The sequence below is a fragment of the Snodgrassella alvi genome (assembly GCF_002777855.1).
GTDB lineage: Bacteria > Pseudomonadota > Gammaproteobacteria > Burkholderiales > Neisseriaceae > Snodgrassella > Snodgrassella alvi_E.
Window position 1 is genome coordinate 67313 of sequence record NZ_MEIK01000015.1, and the last position, 17484, is coordinate 84796.

General features: G+C 47.3%; 13 protein-coding genes. 8 read left to right on the plus strand and 5 right to left on the minus strand.

The features are described from left to right. The first annotated feature begins 21 nt into the window (after nucleotides 1–21). The 3 genes from yccS (at nucleotide 22) to BHC43_RS01055 (ending at nucleotide 4974) form a co-directional block, all read left to right on the plus strand. Entirely contained in the window at nucleotides 22–2184 is a 2163-nt protein-coding gene (gene yccS, locus BHC43_RS01045) for a YccS family putative transporter (RefSeq protein ID WP_100156235.1), read from the plus strand. A gap of 188 nt (nucleotides 2185–2372) precedes the next feature. Next, nucleotides 2373–3938, plus strand: coding sequence for a glycine betaine/L-proline transporter ProP (gene proP / locus BHC43_RS01050; protein WP_100152177.1), 1566 nt, complete (start codon nucleotides 2373–2375; stop codon nucleotides 3936–3938). 103 nt (nucleotides 3939–4041) lie between these two features. Beyond that, nucleotides 4042–4974 (plus strand): hypothetical protein, encoded by a 933-nt coding sequence (locus BHC43_RS01055; protein WP_100156236.1) that lies wholly within the window; start codon nucleotides 4042–4044, stop codon nucleotides 4972–4974. An 85-nt stretch (nucleotides 4975–5059) separates the two neighbouring features. Here the strand turns inward: BHC43_RS01055 and BHC43_RS01060 are convergent, their stop codons facing one another. The 4 genes from BHC43_RS01060 to tsaD are packed head-to-tail and all read right to left on the minus strand — an operon-like array spanning nucleotide 5060 to nucleotide 8984. Continuing rightward, entirely contained in the window at nucleotides 5060–5482 is a 423-nt protein-coding gene (locus tag BHC43_RS01060) for a DUF4124 domain-containing protein (RefSeq protein WP_100156237.1), read from the minus strand. 21 nt (nucleotides 5483–5503) lie between these two features. Beyond that, a complete protein-coding gene (locus BHC43_RS01065) occupies nucleotides 5504–5989 on the minus strand; it encodes a hypothetical protein (RefSeq protein WP_100152702.1) in 486 nt (161 codons plus the stop codon). Between the two features lie 24 nt (nucleotides 5990–6013). Beyond that, on the minus strand, nucleotides 6014–7918 hold the full coding sequence (locus BHC43_RS01070; protein WP_100156238.1) for an ATP-binding cassette domain-containing protein: 1905 nt from the start codon (nucleotides 7916–7918) through the stop codon (nucleotides 6014–6016). 43 nt (nucleotides 7919–7961) lie between these two features. After that, nucleotides 7962–8984, minus strand: a complete 1023-nt coding sequence (gene tsaD / locus BHC43_RS01075; RefSeq protein WP_100156239.1) for a tRNA (adenosine(37)-N6)-threonylcarbamoyltransferase complex transferase subunit TsaD — start codon at nucleotides 8982–8984, stop codon at nucleotides 7962–7964. Between the two features lie 196 nt (nucleotides 8985–9180). Here tsaD and queC point away from each other — a divergent pair, with 196 nt between their 5' ends. From queC to lipA, 4 genes are all read left to right on the plus strand, one after another. Then, on the plus strand, nucleotides 9181–9843 hold the full coding sequence (gene queC / locus BHC43_RS01080; RefSeq protein WP_100139669.1) for a 7-cyano-7-deazaguanine synthase QueC: 663 nt from the start codon (nucleotides 9181–9183) through the stop codon (nucleotides 9841–9843). Nucleotides 9844–9953: 110 nt separating this feature from the next. Then, a complete protein-coding gene (locus tag BHC43_RS01085) occupies nucleotides 9954–10226 on the plus strand; it encodes an HP0495 family protein (RefSeq protein ID WP_100156240.1) in 273 nt (90 codons plus the stop codon). Further along, the gene (gene lipB, locus BHC43_RS01090; RefSeq protein WP_100139671.1) at nucleotides 10223–10867 is read left to right on the plus strand and encodes a lipoyl(octanoyl) transferase LipB; all 645 of its coding nucleotides are present in this window, start codon (nucleotides 10223–10225) and stop codon (nucleotides 10865–10867) included. Before BHC43_RS01085 ends, lipB begins: the two co-directional genes overlap by 4 nt. Next, nucleotides 10864–11820, plus strand: coding sequence for a lipoyl synthase (gene lipA, locus BHC43_RS01095; RefSeq protein ID WP_100156241.1), 957 nt, complete (start codon nucleotides 10864–10866; stop codon nucleotides 11818–11820). The genes lipB and lipA overlap by 4 nt, the downstream gene beginning before the upstream one ends. 140 nt (nucleotides 11821–11960) lie before the next feature. Here the strand turns inward: lipA and BHC43_RS01100 are convergent, their stop codons facing one another. Continuing rightward, on the minus strand, nucleotides 11961–12218 hold the full coding sequence (locus BHC43_RS01100; protein WP_100139673.1) for a hypothetical protein: 258 nt from the start codon (nucleotides 12216–12218) through the stop codon (nucleotides 11961–11963). A gap of 758 nt (nucleotides 12219–12976) precedes the next feature. Here BHC43_RS01100 and gltB point away from each other — a divergent pair. Beyond that, nucleotides 12977–17443: a glutamate synthase large subunit gene (gltB, locus tag BHC43_RS01105; RefSeq protein WP_100156242.1), complete on the plus strand. Its 4467-nt coding sequence runs from the start codon at nucleotides 12977–12979 to the stop codon at nucleotides 17441–17443. Nucleotides 17444–17484 lie beyond the last annotated feature (41 nt).

Genomic DNA, 17484 nt, shown 5'->3' on the forward strand with positions numbered 1-17484 from the left:
CTGTTGATTAAGGACAGTCTGATGAGAACAATTCCGGTGCGTGCCGGTTATCTGGCTAATCTGCCGATGCTGCTGAGCATGGTGCTGGCCGCTTTGTGGGTTTGGTATACCGGTAATACGGCAGAAAGCACGGCTCTGTTTCTGGGGATTATCGCTGGCGGACTGGTAGATTTAGATGATGGTTTTACCGGCCGGCTACGTAATCTGTTTTATACGCTGATTCATTTTTCTTTAGCGGCTACGGCAGTGCAGTGGACATTTGGGCACCCTCTGGCGTTTTCGCTACTGATGATTTGGGCGGCGTTTACTATGACAATGATGGGCGCCATTGATGCGCGCTACCGTACCATTGCGTTTGGTACGCTGCTGGTGATGCTGTATACGGTGCTGACTTATTCGCCACAATTACCTTGGTATACCAATCCGCTAATGCTGATTTGCGGCACCAGCCTGTTTAGTATATGTACGCTTGTGCTGCATTTGCTGTTTCCCAATCGGCCGGTACAGGATAATTTATCAGGTGCTTTTGCGCGTCTGGCCGATTATATGTTGGTGAAAGCACAGTTTTTCGACCCAGATGAGGCTGACTTGCTGGCAGAAAAAGAATTGGCGCTGGCGATGAAGAATACGGCTGTGATTGAGGGATTTAACCGCTGTCGCGCAGCGCTGTTTTACCGTCTGCGCCGGCAGCATCGCCAGCGCGGTTTGGGCACTTTACTGCAATATTATCTAACCGCACAGAATATTCATGAACGCATCAGCTCGCGCCATGTGGATTATGCGGCATTGGCTCACAGGTTGGCGCATTCGGATCTGATTTACCGAATTCAGCGTTTGATTGTGCTGCAGGCACAGGCTTGCCAGCATATGAGTGAGTGTCTGCACGAGGACAAACACTATGTGTTCAATCCGATGCTGCGCCGTGCTGGTGAGGGCATTGAGCAGGCAGCTGAGCGCTATTGTGCTGAAAATGGTTGTGATGAAGATACACCAGGGTTGCAGCAGTTGATAGCCAATGTTTTGGGAATCAATGAGCAGCTATTGTGGCTGGAGCAGGTAAAGACTGGTGCTACAGCAGAAGCAGTCAGCGAAACACAAATCGCCGGACTGGATGTAGATCGCATTCGCGATATTCTGCCGGCTGTGCGCGCTCATTTTACTTTGCAATCAAATGTATTGCGTCATGCGGTACGGCTAGCCATCCTGACGGCAGTGAGCTGTGTGGTGGTGGAAGGCTGCCAGCTTAAAATGGGCTACTGGATTCTGCTCACTGGTGTTATTGTTTGCCAGCCCAACTATTCAGCCACTACTGTCCGTCTGAAGCAGCGTATCGTGGGCACGCTGCTCGGTGTGGTAGTGGGGTCGGTGTTGCCGTATTTTGTGCCGACACTGGCTGGCCGGCTGGTGATTGTGGTAGTGAGTACGGTATTGTTTTTTGCTTTCCGTGTACGCCGTTATAGTTTTTCTACCTTTTTTATTACCGTACAGGTGTTGGTTGGCTTTGCTATTATTGGCATGGATACCCAGTCGGCAATGCTGTCGCGCTTTGTGGATACGATTCTGGGTTCGGTATTGGCGTGGTGCGCGGTGTCGTATCTGTGGCCAGACTGGCGTTATCTGACATTGGGACGGATTGCCCGCCGTGCTCTGTGTAGCGACGCTGCCTATCTGCGGCAGGTTGCACAGCAATTGCAGCAAGGGCTGCGTGACGATGTGGACTACCGTTTAGCCCGCCGCACGGCGCATGAGCTGGCGGCAACGTTAAGTAATACGGTGGCAGATATGTCGATGGAGCCGGAGCGCTATGGACGACGTCTGCCCGAGGGCAAAACTATTTTGCAACTTAATTGTGTGTTGCTAAGCTGTATTTCGGCACTCGGGGCGCTGCGTGCGCAGGTGGATCGGATGCGACCACAGCTGACACCACAGCGAATACAGCACTGGTCTGTTATTGCATCTGAATTGGCAGAGCTGATGGCGCAGGATGCTGCTGATGCTGTGCTACAAGCTGAATGGTCAAAACTGGCCACAGATCTGGCGCAAAGTAGGCCACAGGCGGATGAAGATGTGGTGGAGAAAGTGTTGTGGCGGCAGCTACACCGGCTGCATGAACAGCTGCCGGCCTACTGGCAAGCTTTGCAGGCGGATGCAAGGGCTGGTACTGCTGTGCAGGAATATCAATGAAAGTAGCGGATAAAAGCTTGCGTTAAGCTGGTTAAAATTCGTGACTGAATAAGTTAATCTTGACGTACAGTGGTGTTTTCTCAATTATGCTATTGGTGGTTTTCTTTTAAAATCAGATATAAAGCTAAAATTTTGGCGTATGTTATACTGATATTCACCATTTTAATATTAATAATGAGAGGATTACCATGGCTGAACCTAATGAACAGATTGAGACTTCGTCTCAAGTACCGCCATTGATTCCTACCCAGAATGGTACACTGGAATTACACGACATTACGATTGTTGACCAGAGTAAGCTGAAAAAGGCGATTTCAGCAGCGGCGCTAGGCAACGCCATGGAATGGTTTGATTTTGGTGTCTATGGTTTTGTGGCCTATGCGCTAGGACAAGTGTTTTTTCCATCAGCTTCGCCCAGTGTCCAGATTATCGCTGCGCTGGGTACCTTTTCTGTTCCCTTTCTGGTGCGCCCATTGGGTGGCGTATTTTTCGGTATTCTTGGCGACCGTTTCGGCCGGCAAAAAGTGCTGTCGACCACCATTATTATAATGGCGCTCAGTACGTTCTGTATCGGGCTGATTCCCTCCTATCACAGTATCGGCATTTGGGCTCCGGTGCTGTTGCTGCTATGCAAACTGGCACAAGGTTTTTCAGTAGGCGGTGAATATACCGGTGCAGCAATTTTTGTGGCGGAATATGCGCCCGACCGCCAGCGTGGTTTTCTGGGCAGTTTTCTTGATTTTGGGTCGATATGCGGCTTTGTGCTCGGCGCGGGGTTAGTGGTACTGCTGGAAAATATCATGGGTTCCTCGCATTTTCTCTCATGGGGTTGGCGTATTCCATTTTTTCTAGCCGCTCCTTTAGGCTTGCTCGGCCTATATCTGCGTCATGCCGCTGAAGAAACCCCGGCTTTCCAGAAACATCTGGATATGATGGAAAAAGAAGAACAGGAAGCAGTGAGCAACCGGCCGCAGGTATCGTTCAAAGAGGTATTGCGCCGATTTTGGCGAACTTTGCTGGTCAGCGTAGGGTTAGTGCTCACTACCAATATTACCTATTACATGCTGCTGACTTATATGCCCAGCTACTTGTCGCATAATCTGCATTACGGTGAAGACCGTGGGGTGCTGATTATTATCGCGATTATGATAGGCATGATGTTTATGCAGCCAATTATCGGATTCACTAGCGACAAAATAGGCCGTAAGCCCTTTGTGATTGGTGGGTCGATTGCGCTGCTGGTACTGGCCATACCGTGTTTTCAGCTGATTACCAGCGGCAAAGTAGGGCTGATATTCCTCGGCCTGTTTATTCTTGCAGTAATATTGAATTCCTTTACTGGCGTCATGGCCTCTACCTTACCCGCCTTGTTTCCAACACGTATTCGCTACAGTGCTTTAGCCAGTGCGTTTAATATTGCGATTATTATCGCCGGATTAACGCCAACCATCGCAGCAGCACTGGTGGATGCCAGCAATAATCTGTTTATTCCAGCCTATTATCTGATGCTGGTGGGCGTAATCGGAATTGTGACCGGTATTTGCCTGAAAGAAACAGCTAACCGCCCATTACGCGGTGTTTCACCTTCTGCTTCGAGTAAACAGGAAGCGCGTGAGCTGCTAGCACAGACTTATGAGCATATTGAGCAGAGTGTGGAAGATATCGACGCAGAAATTGCACGCTTGCAGGAACAGATACAGACGCTGGAAATGCGCAAACAGCAGTACATTGATTTACATCCGAAGCTTGAATGAGCTTTTAGTAACTTATTTGTTAAAATTCAACCACTAATGTTAATCTATATAGGTTAACATTGGTGGTTTTTTCATTAAGTCTAAGAGTTTTAGGGGAAAAAGCTTGTTTAGTAATCTGGATTCTAGAATAAAAACTATTCGAAATGCTGCTGCGTTATTTGGTTTAGTTGGAAATGTTATTGGTGCAATTATTATATTTTTGTACTGTATACGATATCAATTCTATCCGTTTGGTATATCTGTAGGAGATGTATTGTTTTGTATATATATTTTTGTAATATTTGGATTTTTATGTTTTGTATTTATTTCCCAGCTATACATAGCCAGTTTAATATATTTAGTTAAATTTAGAAAACCAATTAATAGATTTCTTATAAGAAATAAATTCTTACCAATTATTTTGCCTAAAGGAAAAATTTATATTTTTTTAAGCATAATAGCTAATTTATTTTACTTAGCATTTACAATTTATATTTGGAATCCTAAAGAAAATTGGTTTGAAACAATTCTTTCTATTTTTTTTAATTGTATTGCTGTTTGTGCTCTTGTTGTTTGTTTGCATTTTATTCAACAATGGTATGTTTCTTTCAAAAGGAACCAACGTAAACCTTGTGTAGAAAACGAAAATAAGCTTTATTTTAAAATTGGCAAAAGTAAAATTCCTACGATATTAATAATCATAATGGATTTATTAATTATATTGCTATTAGGTTTCAATAAAATTTTGATCAGTTTTACTGATATAACACTTACAGCGGCAAATGTTAGACAAGCTGCAGTAACGATATACATAGATAAAAATTATCAAAAATTATTACAATCCAGAATTGCTAAAATAACTAAGAATTCAGCATTGAATTCAGAATTTAAATGTTTTGAGCTATGCTATATAGAAAATGTAAATATTTTATTTTCTGGAATTGGTACAGAGACTTTACTTGAAATAAAAACGCCAAAGGATAAACAAGGCCAACAACAAGCATTACTGATTTCTTTGCCATCAAGTGCGATAAAAGGCAAAGAACAGATTCATTAATAAATAAATTAATAAAACCTTCGCTTTATTAATTATCCCTGCTTAAAGGTTGCAGGAAAAAAACTGTAAGCAGGGTTACCGTGGTTTAGTTGCCATTCATGGCTTTGTCTAGTTCCTGTTGTCTGGCTTGTACGGCATCTTCTAATCCTTTGATGCGTTCCTGATATCGTACGTAGTTGCGTTCGTTGCCCAGACGTACTTTTTTGCCTTCTTCCAGAGCTTTTTTGGCATCTGCAAGATTTTTTCGTGCTGAAGCTATTGCCGACTGGTTAGGCTGCTTTTCTGCTTCGTAGTTATCTGTGGGAGCAGAATGGTTATCCACAGCTGGTTTGTAAGCTGGTGTAGTGGAAAAATTTCCCCCTAGATTATTGGCCTGGCGACAGTTTTTGCCATTTGGTACTTCTGAATAGCTATGGTTGCCACGGCTGTCGGTACATTCGTATATCTGTGCTAGTGCAGTAGTGCTCAGTAGGGAGCATAGTGCAGCCAGAATGAGGTTTTTTTTCATGATTTGTCCTTTGTCTGGGGGTTACATGCGGCCAAGTTCGCGCTGAATGGCCTGAATGTTCTGTTGCCGGTCGAGTACGGCGCTTTGTAGCTCGGTAGTATTGCCACCTTTACCGGTACGGCTGCGGTTAAGTGCTTCCTGTGCCTGAGCCAGTGCGTTGCGCTCGTTGGTCAGTTCCTGCTGTAGGATTGCACGGCGGGTATTGTCGCTGCCTTTGGGTACGATATTTACCGAGGGCTGGGGCCCGCTGTATGCTGTGGCTACGCGTGTGGCTGGGCGTGGTCGACTACGCACGCTTGTTGAAGAGCTACTACTACGGTAGCTGGGGCGGCTGTCGCTATAGCTGCCGATAGCAGGCAAGCTAGCGACGGCACAGTTGCCTTTAGGTTTTGATGTATAGACAACTTCGCCGTTTTCAAGGCAGGTATATACTTTTGCCGGTACTTGCGCACTGATTAGCAGGCTGCCAGAAATGATCAGTATGGGAAGCGCTTTTTTATATGTCATTATTAAACCTTGTACATCAATCATTCAGTTTTGTTGGCTGATGTCTTCAAGCTGTTGCTGCCATTCAAGCCATTTTTCTTCAGTTTGGGTTAATTTTACTTTGAGCTCGGCTAGTTGGGTAATGGTTTGTTGTAATTTTGTGCGGTTTTCGTCAAGGTAGGCTTCTTCGCTGGCGAGAAAAGCTTCGCCTTCCTGCTGCTGCTGTTGCCAATTTTCCATGTCGCGTTCGGCTTTTTCGATATTTTTCATCAAGGGTTTGGTCAGTTTGGCTCGTTCCTGCCGCTGTTGTGCTTCGATGCGTTTTTGCTCTTTGCGCTTAATGCTGTCGCTGGAGTTTTGCGGCTGGTCGATACTGGTTTGCTCTTGTGTCAGACGCCACTGGCGGTAGTTACTCAGGTCGCCGTCGAAGTGTCTGAGCTCGCCCTGATTGAGGTATATCAGGGCGTCGGTGGTGGATTCGAGCAGGCTACGGTCATGCGACACTACGATTAATGCGCCCTGAAAGCTTTGTAACGCTAGTGTCAGGGCGTGGCGCATGTCTAAATCCAGATGGTTAGTGGGTTCGTCCAGCAGTAAAAGGTTGGGTTTCTGCCACACAATCATGGCCAGTGCCAGTCTTGCTTTTTCGCCACCTGAAAAGGGGGCTATAGGTTGCATTGCCATATCACCGATAAAGGCAAAGCTGCCAAGGAAATTGCGAATTTCCTGTTCGCGCACGTCTGGAGACAGTTGCTGAATGTGCCATATTGGGCTTTGGTCGGCACGTAAGGTTTCAAGCTGGTGCTGTGCAAAGTAGCCGATTTTGAGTTTTTCAGCTCGCACAATCTGTCCGCTTAATGGTTGCAGGCTGCCGGAGATGGCTTTTATTAGGGTGGATTTACCGCTGCCATTGACACCTAGCAGGCCATAGCGGGCACCGGATTCGACGGAGAGGTCGATGTTATGCAATACCGTTCGGTCGCCATAACCTAGATTGATGTTTTCCAGTTTTAGCAGCGGATTGGGCAGATGGTCTGGCTGGGCAAATTCAAATGAAAATTCGCTGTCCAGATGTGCTGGTGCAATACGTTCTAATCTGGCCAATGCTTTGATGCGACTCTGTGCCTGTACTGCTTTGGTGGCTTTGGCTTTGAAGCGGTCAATAAAAGATTGCAGATGCTGTATGTGTGCCTGTTGTTTGATATAGGCGGCCTGCTGCTGTGCGAGTCGCTGTGCGCGCTCTTGCTGGTAGAAATCGTAGTTGCCACCGTAAAGAGTCAGTTGTTGCTGTGCCAGTTCAACGGTTTGGGTGGTGGTGGCATTGAGGAAATCGCGGTCGTGCGAGATGATTATCTGGGTGGTATTGAGGCCGGCCAGATGTTGCTCTAGCCATAGGACAGTTTCTAAATCTAGATGGTTGGTGGGTTCGTCTAGTAGAAGCAGGTCAGTACGACACATTAGTGCCTGAGCCAGATTTAGGCGCATACGCCAGCCACCGCTGAATGATTTTACTGGCTGTTGCTGTTCTTGCTGTGAAAAACCTAGGCCGTTTAGTAATTTGGCGGCACGCGCTGGTGCGCTGTAGGCACCGATTTCATCTAGACGTCCATGGTATTCGGCCTGTTTGAGTCCGTCATTGCTTGCTTCGGCCTGTTGCAGCAGTTGTTGTAGTTGCTGTAATTCTGTGTCGCCTTGAAGTACGTAGTCCAACGCAGGGATATCCAGTGCCGGTGTTTCCTGCTTGACGGTGGCTAGCTGCCAGTGTTTGGGTAGGCGTAGGTCGCCGCTGTCATGGCTGATTTTTCCTTCCAGCAGGGCAAACAGACTGGATTTGCCGGTGCCATTTTTGCCAATCAGGCCGACGCGCTGACCGGGATAGATGGTCAGGCTGGCGTGTTGCAGAAGCTGTTTGCTACCGCGCTGTAAGCTGAGATTTTTTATTTCAATCATACATATCAAACGCTACAAGTTGAGAGGCAAGGGGAGGGGCGGGTTATTTGACAATCTGGCTAAGCGGCCAGCGCGGTCTAACATTAAAACTGCCGGTAGGGCGGGCGCTGGACAAATGCATGGCTCCGGCAAAGGCAATCATGGCACCGTTGTCGGTGCAGTAGGCTAGCGGAGGAAAGAATGTATGCACTCCAGGAAGGCTGCTGAGGCTTTGGCGCAACTGCCAATTGGCACCCACACCGCCAGCTACGACCAGTTGTTTGTAGCCGGTTTGCTGTAGTGTCTGTTCGGCTTTGCTCGTCAGTACATCGACAACTGCGTTCTGGAATTCGCGGCAGATATCATGTCGAATTTGTTCGGGTAAAGCTTCGCCGCAGCCAGTTTCTGCTTTGATTTTGTTGAAGGCAGTAAGTACGGCGGTTTTTAAACCGGAAAAACTCATATTCAGGTCGTGTGAATGCAGCATGGGGCGCGGAAAATGCAGGCTGCCGCTGTGGCCAAGTCTGGCTAGCTCGGACAGTTTGGCACCGCCTGGATAGGGCAGGCCAAGTAGTTTGGCAGTTTTATCAAATGCTTCACCGGCTGCATCATCGATGCTTTCGCCCAGTAGGGTGTAGTCGCCGATGCCTTTGACGGCCATAAATTGGGTATGACCGCCAGAAACCAGTAAGGCGACAAATGGAAAATCCGGTTTGTCGTCGCTGAGCAACGGCGACAGCATATGGCCTTCTAGATGATGGACGGGAATGATGGGTTTATTTAGGGCAAAAGCCAGTGCGTTGGCAAAGCTGGCTCCGGCCAGTAATGCACCACCTAGTCCTGGGCCTTGGGTATAGGCGATGGCATCGATGTCGGCAAAAGTTTTGCCGGCCTGATGCAGACACGCCTGTGTAAGCGGGGTTAGGCGGCGAATATGGTCGCGGCTGGCCAGCTCGGGCACGACGCCGCCATATTCGGCATGCATGGCAATTTGTGTGTGAAGCTGATGAGCCAGTAGTCCGTGTTCGGTGTCGTATAGGGCAACGCCGGTTTCGTCACAGGATGATTCGATTCCCAGTACCAACATGTTTGAATATTTGAATTTAAAGCAGTAAAGCGGTTTATTTTACCTGTTTTGGTGGCTTTCGTGGACTGGCTATCGGTAGGGGGAGAGCAAATGTTTTATAATAAGTACATGCGTGGTTCGCAAACTTCCCACGTCAGGCGGCGGTAAAAGCGGTTTTTACGGCTGTTTCTGAAATCAAAACTAAGGAAACGAAATAATGAAACAACATACTCGAGCGCTGGTGATTTTTTCCGGCGGTCAGGATTCGACGACTTGTCTGTTGCAGGCTATTGCGACTTATGGACGTGATAATGTGCAGACGATTACTTTTCAGTATGGTCAGCGCCATGCGATTGAGCTGGAAAAGGCACGCTGGATTGCGCAGGACTTAGGCGTAGCACAGACGGTAATGGATTTGTCATTGCTGCAAAGCATTACGCATAATGCGCTGATGGATAAGCAGCAGTCTATTGAAACTCCGGCAAATGGGCTGCCGAATACATTTGTAGATGGCCGTAATGCGTTGTTTTTGTTGTATGCCGCTATTTTTGCTAAAGGACAGGGTATTCATGATGTGATTGCTGGCGTATGTGAAACCGACTTTTCCGGCTATCCGGATTGCCGCAATGTGTTTGTACAGTCGATGAATGTGACGTTGAATCTGGCTATGGATTATGAGTTTCGTCTGATTACGCCGCTAATGTATTTGGACAAGGCACAGACATGGGCGCTGGCAGATGAGCTTGGCTATCTGGATTATGTGCGCGAGCATACGCACACTTGCTACAACGGCGTGGAAGGCGGCTGCGGTGAGTGCCCAAGCTGTGTATTGCGTGAACGGGGTCTGCAAACCTATCTGGCACAGAGAAGAGCTGTTTAATATGGGTTTAGGGCCGCTGTTTGCCTGTGATTAAATTTTTTTACGTGATTAAGCCTGTTTTGCATGTGATTTACATGGTAAAAACGTGACCAGACAGGAAAGGTACGAAGATGAGTGATGATCTGAAAACCAGTATTATTGAATTTCCGCTGGATTTCCCGATTAAGGTAATGGGTGAACAGCATCCGGAATTTGCGGCTCGGGTGTTGGATGTGGTGCAGCAGCATGCGCCAGAAACCGCAGCTTCAGATATTAATACCCGCCCGAGCAGTAAGGGTAATTATATTAGTGCTACAGTGGTGGTTCGTGCCGAAAGTCAGCAGCAGTTGGATGATATTTATCGTTCTTTAAGCAGCCATCCGATGGTGAAAGTTGTACTATGAAAGTGGTGCAGCTGGGTTTACGTGCTTATCAGCCGGTATTTGCTGCAATGCAAGAATTTACGGCTGCTCGCACAGCCCAAACCGAAGATGAGTTGTGGGTTGTTGAACATCCGCCCGTATTTACACAGGGCATGGCCGGTAAACCGGAACATATTCTGGTGCATGATGATATTGAGGTAGTACAGATAGACCGCGGTGGGCAGGTGACTTATCACGGCCCGGGTCAGTTGGTGGTGTATACGCTGATTGATTTTAAGCGTCGCCATATTACCGTGCGTGAGCTAGTAAGCCGGTTGGAAAACAGTATTATTGCCACGCTGTCCGATTATGGCATTGCAGCTGAGAATGATCCGAAACGGCCCGGTGTTTACGTTAGCGGCCGGAAAATCGCGTCGCTGGGGCTGCGCATTAAACAGGGTGCGGTGTATCACGGGCTGGCGCTGAATGTGAATATGGACCTAACTCCGTTTACACACATTAATCCTTGCGGCTATGCCGGCTTGCATATGACGCAGATTGCTGAGCTGATAAAGCCGTGTCCAACACTGGCTGAAGTGGCAGAACGCTTAACCGGCTACCTGAGTTTGCAATTGAATGCTCCGCCTCCTGAGCGGCCATCTACACAGAAAGTTGTACTATGAATCAAGATAACAGCCAAGGGGTAAAACACAAGGGTGCAGAAAAAACGGCACGTATTCCGATTAAAGTGGTTCCTCTGGAACAAAAGCTGAAAAAACCGGAATGGATTCGGGCACGTTTACCGAGCAGTCAGAAGTTTTTTGAAATTAAAAGTATCGTGCGCGAACAGAAGTTGCATACGGTATGTGAGGAAGCCAGTTGTCCAAATATCGGTGAATGTTTTAGCAAGGGTACGGCTACTTTCATGATTATGGGTGATATCTGTACTCGTCGTTGTCCGTTTTGCGATGTTGGCCATGGCCGTCCCAATCCGCTGGATGAGCAGGAACCAAGCCATTTGGCTGCCTCGGTAAAAGCGATGAATTTGCGCTATGTGGTGATTACATCTGTTGACCGTGATGATCTGCGTGATGGTGGTGCGCAGCATTTTGCTAACTGCATTACTGCTATTCGAGAAGCCAGTCCGCATACTCAGATTGAGGTGCTGGTGCCGGATTTCCGTGGACGCCTAGATACTGCACTGGAAATTCTGGCGCAGACTCCTCCGGATGTGCTGAATCATAATCTGGAAACGGCACCGCGGCTGTATAAACAGGCGCGCCCTGGTGCAGATTATCTGCATTCACTGAAGTTGCTGAAGCAATATAAGGCGCTACGTCCTGAAGTAGCCACCAAGTCTGGCTTGATGGTTGGTCTGGGAGAAAGTGATGAAGAAATTCTGCAAGTGATGCAGGATTTACGCGACCATGATGTAGAAATGATTACCATAGGCCAGTATTTGCAACCCAGCAACAGCCATTTGCCAGTGTTGCGCTATGTGACACCGCAGCAGTTTAAGACTTTTGAAAAACGTGCTTATGAGATGGGATTTAAGCATGGTGCTATTGGGGCGATGGTTCGCTCTAGTTATCATGCAGATGTGCAGGCTGAGCACGCAGGTGTTGTAAACGAATAAAATTTCAAGGGAGATGCGGGCATCTCCCTTATTCATTGATGACAAGATACAGCATACAAGCTAGAAGATGCGTATTTTGGTTGTTATTTACGATACGCGTGAATTTTAGCCGCTAAAATTCCAATGTGTCTTTTCGTTTTTCAGCGGCATTTACGTGGACTTAGACTTTTTATTTCTTCGTTTGTATGTAAATCGTATACGCGAATTATAGCTCCTGGAGAAACTGCACACAGGCTAATTTTAGTGCTGGTAATACCTGTGCCATTTTGGGCAACAAATTTGATATTCGGAGCTAAATCTCTTCCAAATTCATCTTCCGCGACAATGTGATAATCGCCTTTCGGAGTCATACAACCACAGAGTAAGGCAATGGTGATTAGGCAAAAAATATTTTTCATTTATTTAAATTTCTTTTATTTTTGTAATGATATTTTATTTTATCGATAAATACTTTAAATGTCATTTGTTTGTCAATTTTTCATTTTCTATCAGTTGTGTTTATTTAGGTAGATAGCTTTACCAGAAGGAGGTTAAATGAATATTTTGGCAAAAAATTGATATTGGTTGGAATGGAAATGAATATATTGCCGGCGCTCATCGGCATGGTGCTGCTCAGAGAATTTACTTTTCTGGTTCAGGATAGGGATCATTGAATACTATTTTTGACGCAATATCTGCGCTGTTGTCGCAAACATAAATTAGTGGATTTTTTAGGCAGGTGAAAGGATTTCAAATAAAGTCTGCACATTCATTCAAGTTAAAGATACGCAGGATAGATTTTTTCTTTAGGGTCAGGTGTAGGCAGCCAGTTGTTATATATAATTGAATTACAATAGTAATTGATTATTATTTTTATTTAGAATAATTTGCTGATGACATTATTCGTGTTTTCAGCAAATTTTTTTGCTTTCTGAAGCCTGATTAGCATGTTTATGTAAATTGGTGAAATATAGTGATTTTTTGATTAAATGCCGGTTTAATCTGCATATATATGTCTCTGGGTAGTGATTTATGCTGTAATTGATTCAAATTATAGCGTTTTTTTTATCGTCTCTATGAAAAAAGGTTTTGACGTTAAAGGGTAAATTTTTGTATGTTTGTTACCTTGTCTAACTAAATTGTGCTTTGCAATCAGTGCAGCAAACGAGGTTTCCTGATGTCCGGCTTATACGACCATACTCTGGTAAAAGAAAATTGCGGTTTTGGATTAATCGCCAATATTGAGGGTGAACCCAGCCATAAGGTGGTGCGTACCGCAATATTGGGGCTGTCGCGCATGCAGCATCGCGGCGCGATTTTGTCAGATGGTAAAACTGGTGATGGTTGTGGCCTGCTGCTGCAAATGCCGAAAAAATTCTTTCAGGCTGTGGCTGAGGAAAGCGGCATCACTCTGGCTAAAAATTTTGCCGTCGGCATGATTTTCTTTCCGCGCGATGAGGCGCTGGCACAGGAGTACAAAGCCATTATTGAAGAAGAGCTGACGCAGGAAACGCTGAATATTTCTTTGTGGCGCATGGTGCCCACCAACCCTAAAATGCTTGGCGCCATTGCGTTAGCCGATATGCCACATATTGAGCAGGTGTTTGTGAATGCACCTGCCGGCTGGCTGCCGCGCGATTTAGAGCGGCGGCTGTTTATGACGCGCCGGCGCATCGAGAAGCGCATTAATCATCGTGATTTTTATATTTGCAGCTTGTCTAATCAGGTGATGATATATAAAGGGCTATGCATGCCCAAGGATTTGCCACGCTTTTATCCTGATCTTGCTGATTTGCGTATGCAAAGTGCAATTTGCCTGTTTCATCAGCGCTTTTCTACCAATACGCTGCCGCGCTGGCAATTGGCGCAGCCTTTTCGCTATTTGGCGCACAATGGGGAAATCAATACTATTTCCGGCAACCGTGCTTGGGCACGAGCACGCTCCTACAAATACCACACACCTTTGATTCCGGATTTACAGACCGCTGCGCCGTTTGTGAATGAAACAGGTTCGGATTCCAGCTCTCTGGATAATATGCTGGAGCTGTTTGTCAATGGTGGTATGGATTTGTTTCGTGCTATGCGTTTACTGGTACCACCGGCATGGCAGCACAATCCAGATATGGATGAGGATTTACGCGCATTTTACGATTTCAATTCTATGCATATGGAGCCATGGGACGGGCCGGCAGGAATTGTGCTCAGTGATGGTCGCTATGCAGCCTGTACGCTCGACCGTAATGGTCTGCGGCCAGCGCGCTATGTGATTACGCAGGATAAGCTGATTACTATTGCCTCCGAAGTAGGTATCTGGGATTACGCTCCCGATGAGGTGGTTGAAAAAGGCCGTGTCGGCCCCGGTGAGCTGCTGGTGATTGATACGCGTGAAGGACGGTTGATGCAGTCGGCAGACATTAATACCGAGCTGAAAACGCGCCACCCGTATAAAGAATGGCTAGACAGAAATGTTTTATCGCTAATTCCATTTGAAAAACTGGCGGAAAATGAAACCGGAGAAGCCATTTTTTCAGCAGACCAGCTGTTGGTTTTCCAAAAACTATTTGGCTATGACATGGAAGAGCTGGAAAGTGTGATTCGTGTGCTGGGCGAGAATGGACAGGAAGCAGTAGGTTCGATGGGAGACGATACGCCGTTTGCGGTACTTTCGCAGCGACCACGCCTGCTGTTTGATTATTTCCGCCAATATTTTGCTCAGGTAACCAATCCGCCAATAGACCCTTTACGCGAAAAGCACGTGATGAGCCTGAATACTTGTATCGGGCGTGAGATGAGCGTGTTCTTTGAGGCTGAAGGCATGTCGCATCGGGTGAATTTTAAATCACCTGTATTGCTTTACTCCGATATGCAGCAGTTGCTTCAGTTGTCTGCCGAACACTATCAGCATCATCACCTGCAGGCGGTGTACAACCCAAATGAAACCAGCTTGCAGGAAGCCTTGCTGCATTTGTGTGATGAGGCAGTTGCTGCGGTCAGAAATGGGGCAGTTCTGCTGGTGGTATCCGATCGCAATGTTAGCCGTAATGCTATGCCGATTCCGGCTGTGCTCAGTGTGGGCGCGATTCAGCAGCGGCTGGTAGAAACCAATTTGCGATGCGATGCCAATATTGTGGTTGAAACCGCATCTGCACGAAATCCGCACCATTTTGCCGTACTGATTGGTCTAGGTGCTACAGCGGTGTATCCGTATCTGGCGTATGAAAGTCTGGCCAGAATGGTAAGTATTGGTGCGATTACTAAACCTTTACGCCAGGTGATGCTCAATTTCCGTAATGGTATCAATAAAGGTCTGTATAAAATCATTTCTAAAATGGGTATCTCTACCATTTCGTCTTATCGCTGTGCCTGTCTTTTCGAAGCCATTGGCTTTCATCATGAAGTCATGCAGTTGTGTTTCAAAAATATGGTAAACCGCATTGAAGGGGCTACATTTGCACAACTAGAAGATGATCTGCGTTGGTTCCACAAACGTGCATGGCAAAAAAGCCGTGGTCTGGAAATTGGCGGTTTTCTGAAATACAAGCCGCAGGGTGAATTCCATGCCTACAATCCAGAAGTGGTGAATACCCTACAGGCTGCCATCAACAGCGGTGACTATGCCCGCTACCGCCACTATGCGGATGCTGTGAATAAACGCCCTCCCTCCATGCTGCGGGATTTGCTACGGCTTAAAACGGAAGCAGCCACACCAGTGGCACTTCAACAGGTAGAAGCAGCAGAAAATTTATATAAACGATTCGATAGCGCGGCTATGTCGATTGGTGCATTAAGCCCAGAGGCACATGAGGCACTGGCCACGGCGATGAATCGTCTGGGCGGCTATTCCAATTCTGGCGAGGGTGGAGAAGACCCACGTCGCTACGGCACCGAACGCGTTTCACGGATTAAGCAAGTGGCTTCGGGACGTTTTGGCGTCACACCGGCCTACCTGATGAGTGCCGATGTGATTCAGATAAAAGTAGCGCAAGGTGCCAAACCGGGTGAGGGTGGACAGCTTCCCGGAGATAAGGTCACACCATACATCGCGCAATTGCGCTTTGCTGTGCCCGGTTCCACCTTGATTTCACCACCCCCGCACCATGATATTTATTCCATCGAAGATTTAGCACAGCTGATTTTCGATTTAAAACAGATTAATCCGCGTGCGCTGATTTCGGTAAAACTAGTGTCTTTACCGGGCGTGGGTACCATCGCTACCGGCGTAGCCAAAGCTTATGCAGATTTAATTACTATATCCGGCTATGACGGCGGCACTGGCGCCAGCCCGATAACCAGTGTGAAATACGCTGGTAGTCCGTGGGAGCTGGGACTGGCAGAAGCCCAGCAGGCACTGGTAGAAAACAATTTGCGCCACAAAGTGCGGTTACAGGTTGATGGCGGCTTGAAAACTGGCTTAGACATCGTTAAAGCGGCCATTCTGGGAGCGGAAAGTTTTGGCTTCGGCACTGGCCCGATGATTGCGCTGGGCTGCCGCTATCTGCGTATCTGTCACCTGAATAATTGTGCCACCGGCGTGGCTACGCAGGATGACACTCTGCGCCACGAACATTTCCACGGTCTGCCTGAAAAAGCGATGAATTATTTTAAATTCATTGCACAGGATGTGCGTGAAATCATGGCACAGCTCGGCATCACCCGCCTGACTGATTTAATCGGCCGCACGGAGCTATTGGAAATCGTTGCTGGCATCACTCCGAAACAGGGTACGCTGGATTTAAGCAAGTTACTGTATTCACCCAAGGTACCGGATGGCAGTGCTCGCTACTGTACGCAAACCAATCCGCCATTCGATACTGGTCGCCTCAATCACACCATCATGCAGGACGTTGGCGATGCCGTACAGAGCGGTGCCGATGTGGATCTGACCTATGATATCAATAATACCGACCGCTCCGTAGGCGCTGCCTTAGCTGGACAGATTGCTGCTACTCATGGAAATCGTGGCCGTACTTCACAACGCTTTGACATCTATCTAAATGGTACTGCCGGACAGAGTTTTGGTGTTTGGCTGGCTGGTAGCATGAATCTGTATCTAACTGGTGATGCCAACGATTATGTCGGTAAAGGTATGGCCGGCGGCAAAATCGTGATCAGGCCGCATGGCGGCACTGCTTTCCGGCCAGAAGACACCACCATTATCGGCAATACCTGCCTTTATGGTGCTACTGGTGGCAAATTGTTTGCTTCTGGCAAGGCAGGTGAGCGCTTTGCGGTGCGTAATTCTGGTGCCACAGTCGTGGTGGAAGGTATTGGCGACAACGGCTGTGAATACATGACCGGCGGAGTAGTGTGTGTATTAGGCAAAACCGGTATCAATTTCGGTGCCGGTATGACTGGTGGCTTTGCCTATGTGCTGGATGTGGATGGCGGCTTCAGACAGCGTATTAATTCTGAGCTGGTTGAAGGTTTAGACATCGCCGCACTCACCATGCATCAGGAAAATCTACGCGGCCTCATCGCCGAGCATGTGGAAAATACTCACAGCCCGCTGGGAGAACGCATTCTGGCTGAGTGGGACAACTATGTGAACCGCTTTGTGCTGGTGAAACCAAAAGCCAATGATGTCGATGCGCTTCTGGGGCACAAACCGCGTACCGTCACTGAATTGCGCGCTGTTACCCAGTAAGAGCAGACATTAAGACAGCAATAATCAAAAATCGTGCAAGG